The sequence below is a fragment of the Shewanella sp. Isolate7 genome, assembly GCF_022398425.1.
Taxonomy (GTDB): Bacteria; Pseudomonadota; Gammaproteobacteria; order Enterobacterales; family Shewanellaceae; genus Shewanella.
On the sequence record NZ_JAKEVJ010000060.1, the window covers coordinates 12875 to 29476 of the forward strand.

The 16602-nt window shown below is 53.6% G+C and carries 13 protein-coding genes and 1 pseudogene; 4 read left to right on the forward strand and 10 right to left on the reverse strand.

Going from position 1 to position 16602, the window contains the following annotated elements:
* Positions 1 to 71: 71 nt before the first annotated feature.
* Together L1D47_RS14915 and L1D47_RS14920 are read right to left on the reverse strand one after the other, a co-directional pair.
* Positions 72 to 788, reverse strand: coding sequence for an oxidative stress defense protein (locus tag L1D47_RS14915; protein WP_239885848.1), 717 nt, complete (start codon positions 786 to 788; stop codon positions 72 to 74).
* 658 nt (positions 789 to 1446) lie between these two features.
* Complete coding sequence (locus L1D47_RS14920) at positions 1447 to 1704, reverse strand: hypothetical protein (protein WP_239885849.1); 258 nt, start codon at positions 1702 to 1704, stop codon at positions 1447 to 1449.
* Between the two features lie 774 nt (positions 1705 to 2478).
* Between L1D47_RS14920 and L1D47_RS14925 the strand changes: the two are divergent.
* From L1D47_RS14925 to L1D47_RS14935, 3 genes and pseudogenes are all read left to right on the forward strand, one after another.
* Positions 2479 to 3208: pseudogene (locus tag L1D47_RS14925) on the forward strand (basic amino acid ABC transporter substrate-binding protein).
* Positions 3209 to 3428: 220 nt separating this feature from the next.
* Entirely contained in the window at positions 3429 to 4055 is a 627-nt protein-coding gene (locus tag L1D47_RS14930) for an amino acid ABC transporter permease (RefSeq protein ID WP_345778770.1), read from the forward strand.
* Complete coding sequence (locus L1D47_RS14935; protein WP_239885851.1) at positions 4048 to 4773, forward strand: amino acid ABC transporter ATP-binding protein; 726 nt, start codon at positions 4048 to 4050, stop codon at positions 4771 to 4773. The genes L1D47_RS14930 and L1D47_RS14935 overlap by 8 nt, the downstream gene beginning before the upstream one ends.
* 13 nt (positions 4774 to 4786) lie before the next feature.
* Here the strand turns inward: L1D47_RS14935 and L1D47_RS14940 are convergent, their stop codons facing one another.
* The 4 genes from L1D47_RS14940 to L1D47_RS14955 all read right to left on the reverse strand — a co-directional run bounded on the left by L1D47_RS14940 (position 4787) and on the right by L1D47_RS14955 (position 11587).
* Positions 4787 to 5794 (reverse strand): sensor domain-containing diguanylate cyclase, encoded by a 1008-nt coding sequence (locus tag L1D47_RS14940; RefSeq protein WP_239885852.1) that lies wholly within the window; start codon positions 5792 to 5794, stop codon positions 4787 to 4789.
* Between the two features lie 252 nt (positions 5795 to 6046).
* Positions 6047 to 9613: a zinc-dependent metalloprotease gene (locus L1D47_RS14945; protein WP_239885853.1), complete on the reverse strand. Its 3567-nt coding sequence runs from the start codon at positions 9611 to 9613 to the stop codon at positions 6047 to 6049.
* Between the two features lie 37 nt (positions 9614 to 9650).
* The gene (locus L1D47_RS14950; RefSeq protein ID WP_239885854.1) at positions 9651 to 10436 is read right to left on the reverse strand and encodes a hypothetical protein; all 786 of its coding nucleotides are present in this window, start codon (positions 10434 to 10436) and stop codon (positions 9651 to 9653) included.
* 716 nt (positions 10437 to 11152) lie between these two features.
* On the reverse strand, positions 11153 to 11587 hold the full coding sequence (locus tag L1D47_RS14955; protein WP_239885855.1) for a hypothetical protein: 435 nt from the start codon (positions 11585 to 11587) through the stop codon (positions 11153 to 11155).
* A gap of 1119 nt (positions 11588 to 12706) precedes the next feature.
* Between L1D47_RS14955 and L1D47_RS14960 the strand changes: the two genes are divergently transcribed.
* Positions 12707 to 13768, forward strand: coding sequence for a glucosaminidase domain-containing protein (locus L1D47_RS14960; protein WP_239885856.1), 1062 nt, complete (start codon positions 12707 to 12709; stop codon positions 13766 to 13768).
* A 14-nt stretch (positions 13769 to 13782) separates the two neighbouring features.
* Here L1D47_RS14960 and nrfD read toward each other — a convergent pair whose 3' ends face one another.
* The 4 genes from nrfD to L1D47_RS14980 all read right to left on the reverse strand — a co-directional run bounded on the left by nrfD (position 13783) and on the right by L1D47_RS14980 (position 16493).
* Positions 13783 to 14724 carry a cytochrome c nitrite reductase subunit NrfD gene (gene nrfD / locus L1D47_RS14965; RefSeq protein WP_041510057.1) on the reverse strand — a complete coding sequence of 314 codons (942 nt, stop codon included), beginning with the start codon at positions 14722 to 14724 and terminating at the stop codon, positions 13783 to 13785.
* Complete coding sequence (locus tag L1D47_RS14970) at positions 14721 to 15413, reverse strand: 4Fe-4S dicluster domain-containing protein (protein ID WP_239885857.1); 693 nt, start codon at positions 15411 to 15413, stop codon at positions 14721 to 14723. Before L1D47_RS14970 ends, nrfD begins: the two co-directional genes overlap by 4 nt.
* Before the next feature lie 10 nt (positions 15414 to 15423).
* Positions 15424 to 15885 carry a cytochrome c3 family protein gene (locus L1D47_RS14975; RefSeq protein ID WP_239885858.1) on the reverse strand — a complete coding sequence of 154 codons (462 nt, stop codon included), beginning with the start codon at positions 15883 to 15885 and terminating at the stop codon, positions 15424 to 15426.
* Positions 15886 to 15983: 98 nt separating this feature from the next.
* The gene (locus tag L1D47_RS14980) at positions 15984 to 16493 is read right to left on the reverse strand and encodes a DUF2726 domain-containing protein (RefSeq protein WP_041510060.1); all 510 of its coding nucleotides are present in this window, start codon (positions 16491 to 16493) and stop codon (positions 15984 to 15986) included.
* Positions 16494 to 16602 lie beyond the last annotated feature (109 nt).

Here is a 16602-nt window from a genome sequence, read left to right on the forward strand (position 1 = left end):
CTGAGCATAACACAAGCCAAGCCCGCTAGCGTCTGCCGGCGGGCCTGAGCGGATCCGGTCTTGCCGGAGCATTACTTGAGGCGGTAAATCACCTCGACGCGATCGCTGATGCTGGTCTGCGCCTCCTGGTAACTCTCGGCAATATCACCACGGGCGGCGGCACTCATCTTATACACCATGGGGCGCACCGGGCCCTGTGCCTGGTAGCGGATCTCCCACACGCCATCCAGGCGCTCGCCGAAGCCTTCCGCCAGTGCCGCGGCCTTCTGCGTGGCATCCTTGATCGCCATCAGTCTGGCCTGCTCTATCATCTCCTGCTCTTTGCTGGACTTGAAGTTGATCTGATGGATGCGGTTGATCCCTTGCTGTAGGGCGCTATCGAGCAGATCGTTCAGCTTATCCAGTGCCCTCAGGGTGACCACCACCTGGCGACTGGCACGGTAGCCGATCTCCTTGTTGGTGCGCGTCTCCGGGTCATATAGATACTCGGGCTGCAGATTCAGGTTGGCACTGTGAATATCTTCGCGGGCGATACCTGACTTTGCCAGCCTAGCCAGGAAGTCGCTGACCGCCTTGTCAGAACCCGCCTTGGCCTTAGCCGGGTTATCGGCCTTGGTGACCACCTCGACGGTAAGCTCGGCCATGTCGGCCTTAACCACTAGCTCGCTGGTGCCAACGGTTTCGATATGGGGGAATTTGAGTTCTGCGGCCGCAGCGCCCGGCAGGGCCAGCAGGCTGCCGGTGAAAACCAGTGAACCGAATAGGGTGGCAATCAGGGTCTTTTTCATCGAATACTCCAAACGCTCTATAAAGTTAGCGGATATGAATCAGTTGTTTGAGCATATAGACGGAGCGGATCTGAAAAGGGGTTAAATAAATTGAAAATTTTTTCTCGGGGCGATTTGGCGCTTTGCCTAAAAGAAAAAACCTGGTGATAGAGCGTCCTGCCTATCACCAGGTGAAAGCGCCTTTGGGGGTGCGCTTGGGAAGTTGCAAATAAGTCCTCGTGGGACTCTGGCTTACACAGCAATTGGCAATCAAGGCGTCTGACTGAAGGCATGCCGGGGCCTGTCAAAGTCAGATAACGCAGAGAGCCGGTTGCTGTGAAAGCCCTGAAAGGCGTGCCTTACAGGCCTGTCTGCTGTGTTGTGCTTCTTGCAAAGGACTAGGCCATTTGCTGCGAACCACGCCTTGCATCCAGGTCTGTAAGCCGACGCAGAGCACACATGGGACTCGTTTGCATCTTCCCTAGAGGTGCCACCTGTAAAACACCTCTTTTAAATGGCTTTGGGATTCAGGCCCGTCGTCGGTCTCTGGCCCTCGACTTAGGCTATTATGTTTGCTGCCCTCTAACCTGAGATCCCATGCTTCCTGCAGACCACTTATTCCGTTGTTTTCTTATATTATTGTTTTCTTATTCTACTGTTATCTTGTTCTGTCGCCGTCTCATCCCTGGATGAGTTTGAGCTCACGCATGAGTTGATTGAGTTGTAGGGTGAGGCGGTCTATTTCCGCCCTTAGCACACCCACGCGTCCACCTTGCTGCTCGCTCTGCCTGACTAGTTGGTAGACCGTCTTGGTGGAGACACCAAACTGTTTGGCGACCTCTGACAACAGGCAGTTATTGCTTTTGACTTCGGTGACGATCCGCTCTGCCATCTTAGGCGTGATACTCTTAGGGAAGGTGCGAACAAGTCGTCGCACAGCTCTGGCTTTGATAGCAGCGACAGTTCAAGGCATTCAACTGAGGGCATGCCGAGGCCTGCTGAAGTTGAATAACGCCGAAATGGTGTTGCTATCAAAGCCCCGCAGGGCGAGGCTTACTGCGGTATTTGCTGCGTTACAGTTCTTGCGAAGGACTAGGGCCATTCGCTGCAAACTGTGCCTAGCATCTATCCACTTTAAGTACACGCAGAGCAAGCACGGGACTTATTCGCACCTTCCTTAGATACTGTACTCATCTGTGACTCCTTATGGATGAATCCGCGTGTTTGCCTATTCGACGTCCCACTGGCTGATGCCGAGGTGAAGGATAAACTGCCAATCTTCGAAGCGGCTGACCGCCAATAACCAAGGTTTCATCTTCTACTCCTTATGGGCTTAAATCAGTCTCTGGTAAGCCCGCCTCAGTAACTACCTATAAAGTAGTATATAAGTTCTGTGCCAAGTTTATAAAAATACCTAATTTATTGATTTTTAACTGCATATACTATTTTTGCTTGGGGCAGTTGAGTGTGACCAGGCGCACAGCGCTCACCAACTTGGTGCTCTCGTGACTTGCATTGGTGCAAGTCTGCCGTTGGCCACAAGGTCGTCCCTTGCTGGGCGGACTACACTGATTAAGAGCTGGGCGTATGTTAATAAAAAGCAAATAAAATGACTAAATAGTCACTTTTACCGCATAAGTATTGGCTGTGTGAGATGGGCTGCCTATAGTCGTTGCCAATTCGGTGACTATTCTGAGCAAGCGAGTAAATAATGAACAAATCTATCATGTTAGCCTGTTTTTTCAGCCCTGTTAGTGCTGAGTGGCTGTGGTAAAGAGCAAGATTATCTGGTGGTAGGCACCAATGCGGCTTTCCCGCCCTTCGAATATGTGGGCGGCGTCAGTGGTGATCAGGTGATGGGGTTCGATATCGATCTGGCGCGTCAGATCGCCGAGGATGCGGGCAAGACCCTCAAGGTGGAGAACATGAAGTTCGACTCGCTGATCGTGGCCCTGAACGCGGGCAAGATAGATATGATCGCCTCTGGCATGACCATCACCCCTGAGCGTCAGGCCAGCGTGAACTTCTCTGAGCCTTACTATGAGGCGACCCAGGTGGTCTTGGTCAACAAGCAGGATGACAGCATTCACAGCCTCGCGGATCTCAGCGGTAAACACTTCGCGTTGCAGCTGGGCTCCACCGCCGACATGATGGCCAAGAAATATACTCAGTCTGTGACCGCCTTCAATACCGGCTTTGAGGCGATCATGGAGCTGAAGAACGCTAGGGTGGATCTGGTACTGTTCGATAGCGAACCGGCCGCCAACTACCTGGCGAAGAACCCTGATCTAAAGCTCATTACCCTGGACTTTCCCCCCGAGTTTTACGGTTTCGCCGTGGCCAAGAGTCAGCCCCAATTACTGGCCAGCATCAATCAGACGCTGGCAACCATGAAGCAAAACGGTCAATACGACGCTCTGCTTGCCAAGCATATGAAGTAGGCCGCCATGTTAGGGAAGGTGCGAACAAGTCGTCGCACAGCTCTGGCTTTGATAGCAGCGACAGTTCAAGGCATTCAACTGAGGGCATGCCGAGGCCTGCTGAAGTTGAATAACGCCGAAATGGTGTTGCTATCAAAGCCCCGCAGGGCGAGGCTTACAGCGGTATTTGCTGCGTTACAGTTCTTGCGAAGGACTAGGGCCATTCGCTGCAAACTGTGCCTTGCATCTATCCACTTTAAGCACACGCAGAGCAAGCACCCTGATCGTCACCCTGTTTGCCATGATCTTGGGGGCCATACTGGGTGTGGCCACCACACTGATGAAGATGTCCAGTCGCTGGTATCTGCGCTGGCCCGCCAACCTCTACGTGGGGGTTATCCGCGGCACGCCCGTGGTGGTGCAGCTGGTGATCCTCTACTTTATCGTGCTGGCCACCTGGGATGTAGACAAGGTGAGCGCCGCCATTATCGCCTTCGGCCTCAACAGCGGCGCCTATATCTCGGAGATCATCCGCGCCGGCATACAGGCGGTGGATAAGGGACAGACGGAGGCGGCCCGCTCCTTGGGGCTGTCTCAGGCGGTCACCATGAAGGAGGTGATTCTGCCCCAGGCAATTAAGAACATTCTACCCGCCCTAGGCAACGAGTTTATCGTGCTACTGAAAGAGACGGCGGTGATCGGCTTCATCGGCGGCGTGGATCTGATGCGCTCGGGCGAGATCATCCGTAGCCGCACCTTCGAAGACAGTGTGCCCCTGTTTACCTGTGCACTCATCTACCTGGCGTTGACCTACAGTTTTACCTTTATGTTGTCGAAGTTTGAGAAGAGGCTTAAGCAAAGTGATTAAGATCAGCAATCTGCATAAATATTTCGGCGACAACCAGGTGCTCAAGGGGATCGACGAGTCGATCGCAAGAGGCGAGGTGGTCAGCGTCATAGGTCCCAGCGGCAGCGGTAAGAGCACCTTTCTGCGCTGTATCAACCTGCTGGAACAGCCCACCCAGGGGGAGATAGTGATCGACGGTCAGTCGATCACCGCGCCGGGTGCCTGTATCGACAAGCTGCGGCAGAAGGTGGGCATGGTATTTCAAAACTTCAACCTGTTCCCCCATAAGACGGTGCAGCAAAACATCACCCTGGCGCCGGTAAAGCTGGGGCTGATGAGCCAGACCGAGGCCGACAGTGAGGCGTTGAGGCTACTCGAGCAGGTGGGGCTGAGCGATAAGGCGAACGCCTATCCCGCCAGCCTGTCAGGCGGTCAGAAACAGCGGGTGGCCATCGCCCGCGCCCTGGCGATGAAGCCCGAGCTGATGCTGTTCGACGAGCCGACTTCGGCGCTGGATCCCGAGATGGTGGGCGACGTGCTGGATGTGATGAAGCAGCTGGCCCAGGCGGGGATGACCATGGTGATCGTCACCCACGAGATGGGGTTTGCCAAGGATGTCTCCGACAGGGTGATCTTCATGGATGGTGGCTATGTGGTGGAGAGCAATGTGCCCGAGCAGCTGTTCGGTCAGCCCCAAGAGCCTCGCACCCAGGCGTTTCTGAGTAAGGTACTCAGATAAGCCTGAGGGGATGTTACTGCCCGGCAGCTTCCTCGGCGTGCCAGAATTGGTAGTCGTGCTTGCCCTTGGCCTTGACGCGATACATGGCGGCATCGGCAAATTCGCAGGCGCTGGCAAAGTCATCGCTCGAGGTGAAGCAGTAGATGCCGATACTGAGGCCGAGTTTAACCTCCGTGCCCTCTAAGATGATTGGCTGGCGATAGACATCAAGCAGAGACTGGGCCCGCGCCTGCAGCAGCGTCTGGTCCTGGCTGGGGTGCAGGATCAAAAACTCATCGCCGCCCAGGCGGGCGATTTCGGCCTGCGTGCCAATCACGCCTCTGAGGGTCTCGGCCACATGGATCAGCAGGTGGTCGCCAAACTTGTGGCCCAGCTTATCGTTGAGCTCCTTAAAGCCATCGAGATCGATGAAGAAGACGCTCCCGGCGTCGTGCCGGTATTGCTCCTCGAAGGCCTGGGTGATCGCTTTGCGGTTGCTCAGGTTGGTGAGGGGGTCGCAGTGTGCCAGCTCGGATAGCTCCTGCTCGTAACGCTTCTCTTGGGTGATATCCATATGCGTGCCCATCATCCTAAGTGGCGTGCCGTCACCCATGCGCTCGACGATACGGCCGCGATCCGACACCCAGGTGACCGAGCCATTCTTGTGGATCATCCGGTGCACCGCCTGATAGTAGTCGGACTTCCCTTCCACATGATCTTCGAAGGCCTTGATCACCCAGTCTCTGTCCTCGGGATGCAGATTTCGCTTCCAGCTGTCCACATGAGCTGCCAGCTCTTCACGGCTAAAGCCCAGCAGCTCGCCCCAGCGCATGTTAAAGATGGTCAGGTTGCCACTGGGGATATGTTGCTCCCACAGGCAGAGACGGTTGCCGTCCAGCGCCGCGAAGAGTTTCTCTTCGGCGCGATCATTGAGTAGCTTCAGCTTGGCGTTTTCGCGTTTGAGCGCCGCATTTTCGGCTTTAAGCTCGGCAATGAGGTCGGTAAGTGCTGATTGATTGGATGCTTGCTCATCCGGCTCCATCAGTGGGGATCTCCTATACATTTATCACGCATAAGTTAACCATTATTGGGTAGCGAAACAACCGTTTAAACAAGATGATACATTTCGCTACGTTTGTTGCAGCCCAGGCCTGTCAACCGATTCGGTGAGGTTTTCATGAAGAGTAGAGATGACCTCCTTGGATTTTTTTGGCAAGGTGCGCAGCTAAGTGGTTAGCGCCAATAAAAAAAAGAAGCCGGCAGGCGGCTTCTTTTGGGTTGAATAAACCAGACCTTAGAGTACAGGCAGGTAAGTGATCACTCGCTCATCGCGAGCGATGATTGGGTCGACCACCAGTTGCTGGAAAGTCTCTCCCTTGCTGTTCATCTGATGTTTCATCAGCTCGGGTGAGTCGGCAATAAGCGCCTTGAGGGTGGTGATCTGGTCAATCAACATGAGAGCCAGCTGGTTTTCTTCCGTGGCGACATAGATTTTACCCTGCAGGGCGATTTGCTTGCTGGCGGCAACAGAGTCGCTGGCAAGATGGATGCCCACATACTCGCGCCAGACTCTGGCCTTCTCCTCACCACGATAATCGCTATCACGTGACGCTAATACCACTTGTTTGAGCATCATCTGCAGCAGGTTACTCTTACCCTTCATCTCATAGCTGCTCTGAGGGAAACCGAAGTAGCGTCCCAGGGAAGTAGCATAGCTAGGGAGTGCCTCGATATGCTGGTCGGCATAATCGACGTCGTTGACATAGTACTTGGCATCCACCGACTTACAGCTGTCGCTCAGTACCGGCTTGGTCAGATACTGGTTGATATCCTGAACCGTGTTACCCATGGTCATCTGGCACAGCATGCCTTCGAGTTGCTCCTTCACCTTAGGATAATCTGCCAAGGCGTAGTAGGTGCGACCAGTGGTGCTGCGAGGCGACTTGCGGGTTAGCAGCTGACGCATCGCCAGTAGCTTATCTGGCCACATGCCCAGCACGTCACGCTCGTTGACATAAGGGTGGTTCGGGCTCGACGCTGGGGCCTTGATGCCGTTGAGCAGGCGCCCTTTGTTAGCCGAAACATCGGCATAGAGCAGATCCTGATAGGCCTCGACGATATCGGCCTTGAGTAACAGCTCTTTGAGTTTTTCAGGCGCTTGCTCGTAGGCGGTGACAATTTGACCCAGCTCGAAACCTTCATCCAGCTTGCTGGCATTGAGGCGATAGAGGCGAGTCAAGATATCTTCCAGTGAGTGAACCTTGGTCAGCGCGCGGCTATCGTCACTGTTCATGCGGTAGGTCACATGCAGATAGATGTCGTTGAGACCGGCTGCGGTGAGGAAGGTGTCGGCAGCTTTTTCGACCGCCCTTTGTGAGGCGCAGAACCAGTAGTTCTCATGGCCGGGACAGAATTCGGCGAGATCGTTTTGATCGAAGGCAAACAGCTCTTCTACCGTGGCGGTGTCTTCGACAAACTGACGTATGTCGCTGAAGCCTCGCAGACGATTGATGGTGTAAGGCAGAATATGGTCTTCGAATAGGGTCTGACGGTTATGACGCACGTTCATTGTGTCATAGCTGTCGTGGTAGCTGTCGATGTAATACTGCACGATATCATCGTTGTTGGTACCGGCATCGAAGCGGTTACAGTTGCTGTTGAGCGACACATGACCGTCGGTGCAGAAGGCAAAATAGCGCAGGTCGTTCTCTTTTCCTATCTGATGCAGGGCACCATATTGGATCTCGCCTGTGATATTACCCTGGCGTAGTTCCTCGCGGCGCTTGGCATCGGCGGCTTCGAGCGAGACAAGGGTACCATCTTGGGTCTCTACTTGGCGGCCGTAGCCGAAACGCAGTGCGGCCAGATCGTATTTCTGGAAGGTGGTGGCGAAACGATCGGCGTTGTAGTCCATCTGGCTGGAGAAGTCAGCCTTGACTGTCAGATGAGGATAACCCGCTTCGCTAAAGGCCTGGCTGAACTTGGCGATCTCCTCCTCGTTAAAGAAGTTCGCCTGATCCCGGCTACCGGCGAAGTTGTGTCTTAGCCCCAGAGTATGACCTAGCTCGTGGGTAAGGGTACCGGCAAACGCCTGAGCCGCCAGCTTAGTCACCAGATCTGCCTGGAAGCTGCTGGGCATCTTCTCGATATCTTTAAGCTTGCCGCCTATGATGCCATCGACCCAGAAGTTTGTGTCTTTCCAATCGATCTCATAGCCCTGTATGCCTCGTGGTAGTTCACGCAGTGCTCCGCCTGTCAGCCCAAAGGCTTGATCGACGCTCATCAGATTGTGCTCTGCCCAGAAGGCTTCTGTTTTATTATGTTGATTAACCAGCTCCTCGAAGGGGGCGTTGTTGGCATCATCAGTTGAGAGATCAGGGATGACGGTTTGCGGCTGCGCCTCGGTACGCGGTTGCCGTACCATAGGATCTTGGCTCTGACTGTTTTGCTCGGCAATCAGCTTATTGGCAGCGACCTGATTGGCGCGCTCCACTGCTTCTTCCGAAGGCGTATAGTCGATGCCGGTGAGATCTTTTACCGAGTTAGGATCTAGCATGCCACGGTTGTAGTCCAGCTGAACCCGACGGTAATAGCGCGTCGAGCCCTGCTGTAGGTTAGCGCTGTACTGGTCTACTCGGCCGCTGACGATTTCGCCGGTCAGCGGGTTGGCGGCAGAAGGGCCGTAACCGGCCAGGCCGTTGTCTAACGGTTCGTCAAACAAGGTGATGTTGCTGTAACGCAGATCCCCATGTCGGTGTTCGTTTGCCTGGGTCAGTTTAAGTTCGGGCAAGCCGGTTTCGAATAACTTGTTCTGGATGTTGATGGCGGTGATGCTCTGCTTAGCCGCATCCAGGAAAGGTTTATTCTTAGGTTCGAAGAAGTTGTTGCTTAAGAAGTAGGTGATCGCCTCCTTCTTCGGATTGAAGTGGTTTAGGTACTGACGGATATAACCATCTTTACCATCGGCGTTGTTGCCATCGCGATATTCATGCTGGGTACGGAAGAAGCCAAAGGTGCCGTTTTCATCTTCGCTATAAGGGATGGTGACAAAATCTTTGCTGGCCAGCTGATCCAGTGCCACGACCGAGATATATTCGGTGGTGGTGAAGGAGAGGTTATCGAAGCTGCCCTTGAAGAACTTACCGAAGCAGGCTGGATTGGCTTGATAGGTGTGCTCGATCTCGAAGTTAATCACCCCATTGGCGAGATCCATCTCGTAGCCTTTCCAGTTACCATCTTTCACCAGATGGGCTGACTCGGTTTCAGTGGTGCACTGCTTGAAGGTGACCAGATCTGTGTAGTTCTCTTCGGCGATCTGCGCACCTTCAAACTTAGGAATGAAGAACTTCTTCTGATCCCAGGTGATGTTGCGATCTGTGACTTCCTCTTCGCGGTTGGTGCAGTCCCCCCAGTTGTCTTGTTGGCACTGGAAATCGATGTAGTCGCCGGGAATCGTGAGCACAGGCGCCTTGTTGTACTCGTTGTCGTAACGCGAGTCGTGATCTAGGCCTATGTTGTCTCTGTCGATTTGGCGTAGTTGAATGCCGTTTTCGGTCATGCGCAGGGTCACCAGTTTGGCTTCGCCCTGAGAGAAACCATGGATAGGTGCCGAGTAACGTGGTGCTTCACCTAAGCTACGGGTGTAGAGAAAGAGTCGTTCGGGCTGCTTGGTGGCTAATTCGCCCGTGGTGGTTGAAGAGGTGAGCTGGTCACCTTCTGCGCCACTGGTGGTGGCATCTTTGAAGTCTTTGACGGCGATCATTCGCTCATCTTTCTTGACCTCCTGATACGGCTCGTCGGTGCCGCAGGCGCTTAATCCTATCGCGCTCAAAATGGCGATGGCGACAGTACTCTTGTACATTGAAACCTCTCCTAGTTGTTTAATTTATAAGTGTTTTTTATAAATATTTGGTAATTGACAGATAAAAAACGGAATTGCGTTCGTCGTAGAGGGTAAAGCCGTGAGACGGACCGCGATCCGGGTCGAAGAAATAACCGCTGTTGTTATGGCCGATGGCCGCAATCCAGGTGGGGGAAAACGACCAACCGATCTCTTCGCTGATGGTGAAGCGGTTGTCGTAACGACTGGTGTTGAAGGGTTTGTTCATCGCGTAAGAGGCGTTGACATCCAGATACCAGTTGTCGATAAATTGCCAGGTGGCGTCGGCGAGCAGGCTGATGCTGTGCTCGATAAAGTGTTCGCCGTGACGGCCCATCTCATGCTCGTAGGCGTTGTATTTCAACCGGGGCGAGAGATAGAAGTTCCAGTCCTGGTTAGGGCGATAGAAGAGGTAGCCTGCCAGTCTGGGGGCGGCCCTTAACTTGTTTTCTTGGCTGGTGTGGCCCGTAGGCAGGTAAACCCCGGCACTGCCCACATAGCTCCAGTCATTTCCCAGTGCTTTCGCGGGTGTGCGATACTCTAAAAAGGTGTCATAGAAATAGGAGCGGTTGTGGCGTCTCTCCACCTCGCCGCCGCTTGAAAGACGAATGCTGCCCCAACTGTCACGATAGGCGATCCTGCCATTGGCACTCAGTGCCTGATAGGAGCTGGGGGCCGATTGTTCGAAGGTGTTACTGGCGGCGCTGGCACTGAAATAGCCGGACCAATGAGAGCTATTAGTGTCGATGGCGGCGGCAACGTTTTCATTGTCTGCCAGTACCTGACTCGACAGCATCAGGCTCATTATTAGTCCCAGGGATAATTTTGCATGCCGTGTAGTGGAGCGCGCGCAATAATTCGCACTCGACAGACGTGAGTGTGCATAAGGCATTAAATAAACCTCATTTTAATAAGTTGGAAGATTCAGCCAAGCTCAAGAATAATTTGGCTAGGGAAGGTGCGAATAAGTCCCGTGCTTGCTCTGCGTGTGCTTAAAGTGGATAGATGCAAGGCACAGTTTGCAGCGAATGGCCCTAGTCCTTCGCAAGAACTGTAACGCAGCAAATACCGCTGTAAGCCTCGCCCTGCGGGGCTTTGATAGCAACACCATTTCGGCATTATTCAACTTCCGCAGGCCTCGGCATGCCCTCAGTTGAATGCCTTGAACTGTCGCTGCTATCAAAGCCAGAGCTGTGCGANTCCCGTGCTTGCTCTGCGTGTGCTTAAAGTGGATAGATGCAAGGCACAGTTTGCAGCGAATGGCCCTAGTCCTTCGCAAGAACTGTAACGCAGCAAATACCGCTGTAAGCCTCGCCCTGCGGGGCTTTGATAGCAACACCATTTCGGCATTATTCAACTTCCGCAGGCCTCGGCATGCCCTCAGTTGAATGCCTTGAACTGTCGCTGCTATCAAAGCCAGAGCTGTGCGACGACTTGTTCGCACCTTCCCTAGATTTTTAGATTTGGTTATTGGCGTGAATATAAATGGCGAAAGTTACCTTTATATTTACGCTGGTGGCTCTATGAAGGCATGCCCTTAATCGGCTTAATCCAGCTCATGAGTAGTGAGCTAGATTCCAAAATACTTTTTGGGGTACGGTATTTTCTCTGGCCATAACAAGGAAGGCCAGCCGAGAGAAATAATAGGCAGAAGATGACGACAGTCTGTGTCACATTGCTGTTTTGGCTTTCGTGGGTTTCACCGTTTAGCTGAAAGATGCTGTTATCTGGTTGCTGGTAATGGCATTGCCTGTGCAATGAGATGAATGCTGTTTGTCCTGAGGGGGCAACCTCCTTAGTGGCGAGGTTATCTCCTTGAATAGCACCACAGATCAATGTCTTGTCTGAGCTGATACTTTGCTCGTCAGCCATTAGGCTGGCGCTCAGGTGGCTGAGTACCAGCAGGCCAAGCAAGAGAGTTAAGCTCGATAGTGTGACAGTTCCTTGTTTCAACATATAACCAGCTAAGTAGAAATTAATATATCGCCGAAATGATACAAAAAGATACATTTAAATTTGAGACGAATATTCAATGTATGAAACAGGCAAAATTTAATCAATATTAAAATAGCATTAACCTAAATATTGTGGGTCTTATCACATTCAAGTGCGTTTTTACCTCTTTAATTTAAAACTTGTTAACCTTTTCTTATCCACCTGTTTACGCCTTCTGCTGGGTTACGTGTTTTTCTAAATTAGATTGATTTTGTGTAGTCTATTTTAAATAAGGTATTTGAAGCGGCTTTTCTAATAAGGTTTTAATATAAAACTTTGGTTAGGCTTTATAGAGAGTTAACTAGGGTACATGATGAATTTTATGCAGAGTTAAATAAAAGATTTATTTAATTAAGGCAATAATCTATGGAAGGTGCGAATAAGTCCCGTGCTTGCTCTGCGTGTGCTTAAAGTGGATAGATGCAAGGCACAGTTTGCAGCGAATGGCCCTAGTCCTTCGCAAGAACTGTAACGCAGCAAATACCGCTGTAAGCCTCGCCCTGCGGGGCTTTGATAGCAACACCATTTCGGCGTTATTCAACTTCAGCAGGCCTCGGCATGCCCTCAGTTGAATGCCTTGAACTGTCGCTGCTATCAAAGCCAGAGCTGTGCGACGACCGTGCTTGCTCTGCGTGTGCTTAAAGTGGATAGATGCAAGGCACAGTTTGCAGCGAATGGCCCTAGTCCTTCGCAAGAACTGTAACGCAGCAAATACCGCTGTAAGCCTCGCCCTGCGGGGCTTTGATAGCAACACCATTTCGGCGTTATTCAACTTCAGCAGGCCTCGGCATGCCCTCAGTTGAATGCCTTGAACTGTCGCTGCTATCAAAGCCAGAGCTGTGCGACGACTTGTTCGCACCTTCCCTATTACATTGTTAATATGTGCTCTCATTGCATGTGGCCATGCTGTCAGTTGAGTGTTGAGACGACAACAGCTCGGTCTTGTATTGATCGTCTACGCACGGCTGCATAACTAAACAGGAAGGGTCACTAGAGACTCAGGGAATAAGATAGATTAGAGTAAACAAAGAAGTGGAGGCGCCAATTGCTCTCTGTCGTTACCAGTTACAGGAAGCCGATATGTCGAAAGAAAACCGCCTAAACAAGATGATTTTGCCTATGTTGCTTGTGGTTGCCGCGTTGGCGATACTCTGGGCGCTCTGGTATCGCCCGAGCGAGGATAGCCAACAATCGGCCGCGTTGGCCGCCGCCGGGCTGGAACCGCAGGTCGAAGATGCCAGTAAGCTGGCCACTCCCGCCGATAGCCAGCAGACCCAGACCAGTTTCAAGACGGTCTCCGAGGCGCGGCCGACTCAGGCGCCTGAGGATGTGGTATTAAATTCCCTCGATGAGCTGATCGCCCTGTTTGATCGCCTGGACTATAACCAGGCGGCTTGGCAGGCGGGCAGTCGTGAGGTGCCCAGGCTCACCTTCGAGGCCGTGAGTGAGCGCTGGCAGCAGACCTCGTCGCAGATCCCGGTGCAGCTCAAGAAGATGGTGTTCTTTCGCCTGATGGCGCCGCTTATCCTGGTGGCCAATGAGAAGATATTACTGGAGCGACAAACCATCGCCGAGGCCGAGTTAGATGCCCCCGAGCTGCTGGCCCTGGCGCGTAAGTATCGCCTGCTCGATGAGACGGTAAGCAGCCTGACAGAGGCGCAGCGCCAGGCGCTGCTGCAGCGGGTGGATATCATGCCGCCTTCATTGGTGCTGGCTCAGGCGGCGGAGGAGAGTGGCTGGGCCACCTCTCGCTTTACCGTCGAGGGTAATGCCTTCTTCGGGCAGTGGGACTTTAGTGGCAAGGGGATGAAGCCAAAGGAACAGCGTAAGGAGCTGGGCAACTATGGCCTGGCCCGTTTCGACACACCGCTGGCCTCGGTGGAGGGCTACCTGCTTAACCTCAACACCAACAATGCCTATCAGTCGCTGCGGGACCTTAGGGCGCAGCTGCGCGAAGGCAACAAGCCGATCACCGGCCTGGAATTGGCGGGCACCCTGGAGCGATATTCCGAACGAGGTCAGGCCTACATAGACGGGATTCGACACATGATCCGCTACAACGGCCTGGATCAGGTGGATGAAGCCTACCTGAGTGATGGGGCGCCGCTGCATCTCATTAGTGCAGACGACGCCCGCGAGTAAATGGCCAGTGAAGATTAGATCCCCGTCATCTGGCCGGTATAGAGGATAAAGTTGCGCAGCAAGAACACCCCTATCAGGCTGAAGCTGGCGGTGACCGCCACATAGGCGAACTTACGATCTGCCGAGACCTTCATCCACAGGTTGAAGGCCAGTGGCAGGGTGAGGCCTATGCCGATCACGCCGGCCCAGAATATCCAACCCCAGAAGCCGAAGCCTAAGGCATTGAGCGCGGCGACCTGACTCTGGCCGCCGGAGAGGATCAAGCCGGCGAAGAAGGTAAACAGCAGGCCGATCTCCACCAGGATCAGCGGGATCTCTATGCCGTGGATGAAACGCACCTCGACACCGTTGGGGTTACCCCGAAGCAGTACGCCACCCAGCAGGGTTGCGGCGGCGCCGGAGGAGAGACCAGAGATCAGGAACAGCAGCGGCAATACCGGATTGTTCAGCAGCGGGAAGCCGATCAGCGCCGATAGCAGGAAACCTGTGTAGGCCCCAAGCGAGATGGCGAGGATCACCAGTATGCCGGTGATCGCCGCCTCCTGCTGAACCAGCCATTGCAGAAGCCTGTTGGCGATAGGCAGGCGCTTATCCAGTAGCTGAGTGATGCGGCGCTGAAAGACGCAGGCTATCCAGGCAAACAGCACCAGCTGATAGGCCATCAGTACCAGCACCCCCATAGACATCACAGAACTGGTGTTGTAGAACACCAAGATCTTCCAGAAATCCAGTGGCCGGGTGAGGTCGAATACCAAGATCCCCAGGCCGCCAAACACCGCCACCGGGGCGATAATGGCCGCCGCCTGTACGAAGGGCGAATGCCAGGCCTCGTGGGATAACTTGAAGTGTTTCAGCATGATGGCGAAAAATACCGCCCCGGCAGACAGGCCGGCGAGGAAGAGGTATATGGCGATAGGCCAATGCCATACCAGGCCTTCGAAATGAAAAGCACTCATAGCATTATCTCCCCATCTATGGTTTGAATGTGGAACAGCTTAGGCCGGGTGCCCAGATCCACCTTGGCGCGGTAACTGGGCCTGGTCTTCAGCAGCTTGACCAGATCCGATTCGGGATCCTTGAGGTTACCAAAGGTCAGTGCCTTGGTGGGGCAGGCTTCGACACAGGCTGGTTGCAGGCCCTGCGCCAGGCGGCTCTGCTGACAGAAGTCACACTTGTCGGCGGTGCGGGTCTCGGGGTGAATATACCTCACCTGATAGGGACAGGCGGCGATGCAATACTGGCAGCCGACGCAGCGGTCGCTATTGACCGCGACTATGCCCGTCTCCTTATCGATATAGGCGGCGCCTGTGGGGCAGACCCGTACACAGGGTGCGGCTTCGCAGTGCTGACAGGAGACGCGGCTGAAGCGGTAACTCTGATCGGGATACTCACCGAAGGGCCCCTTGCGTTCTATCTTCACCCGGGTGACGCCCTCGGGAATATGATTGACCTCACGGCAGGCCTGGACGCAGGCGTTGCAGCCGATGCAGGCATTCTCGTCGTGCACCATGGCGTATTTGAGCTCGCTTTCCTGTTCGGGCTGCAGCAAGGAGTCGGCCTGGGGCGTGCGGGTGACACCATACACAGAGACACCGGCCAGTAGCGCCCCCACTCCCTTGAGAAATTGGCGTTTAGAAACTTGCATCACAGGCCTCCTATTGTTCGACTTGGTGGCAGCCGACACACAGCTGGCTGTGTTGTTGCGTATCGAGCGACAACATGGGATCTGCCTCGGGGTGGAGTCGATGACACTGATCGCAGCCAAGGCGGTTGGCGTGCACATTGTGGGTCCATTCGATCTCGCCCAGCGCCTGATGATCGTGACAGGTCAGGCAGACGGCGCTGCGTTGCCGAGCCGTAAAGGGGCTATCGGGCCCAAAAGCCATGATGGTCGATCCCTTCTTGGGATGGCTGCCTTTGGGGCCGTGACAGTCCTGACAGAGAATGGCGAGGCCGTCGCTGGCATGTATGCCCTCGAGCTGGCCATTGCGTTTATGACACTTGATACAGCTGCGGCTGGCCAGCTCGTCGGCGGCTAGGGCGTTGGGCGTTAGGCCCACCAGGCCAAGTGTGAGGACGCTGAGCAGCAGAGTAGTACAAGGGGTAATTTGACACATAATGCATCCTTACACCTCAGTGAGCATGACGTTGTGGGGAAAGATGAGCGTCAATGGAGGGGTTGACGCTCGTCAATACCTGCTGTGAAAGGCGCTCATCAGGCGGCGAGTGCGGTACGCAGCAAGGCTTCGTCGCAATGCTTGTCTTTGTCGAGTTTAATGAGCTGTACGCCAATGTAATCTAGACATTTTTCGACAAACTTCATCTGCTCTGGAGAGCTGGCCGCAGGGTCGCTCACCACGAGTTTGACTGCAGAAGATTCATTATCGACGACCACGTAATCCAGGTGACAGTGCTCCATGAAGTCCTGTACCTCTTCGTGGTTTTTGAGGGAATCATCCAAGTCGACGACATTCACCAGTGACGCGCCGTAAAGGACATCGTAGCGATTGGCGGCGATGGCCTTTAGGCCTTTGAGAAACTGCATTGAATCCTTGTCGAGCAGGTGAGGCTTGATGCTTACGCTGGCATCGACCAGCTGAGTCTCATTTGATCTAAAGAACTTGATGCAGGTCATCACGAAGGTCACGATGACGAGAGGACAAATGATAAACAAAACAAAGTACATAAATGCATAGCTTAAAATAACGGTAGCGGTGGCGTTCATGATAAACCTCCAAGGTTATTTTGATTTTTAACTCTCGATTTAATTATTACCCTATGGGGATTAATTACAATAACTATTGAAATCGGATTATTAAAATTTAGCCTTGGAT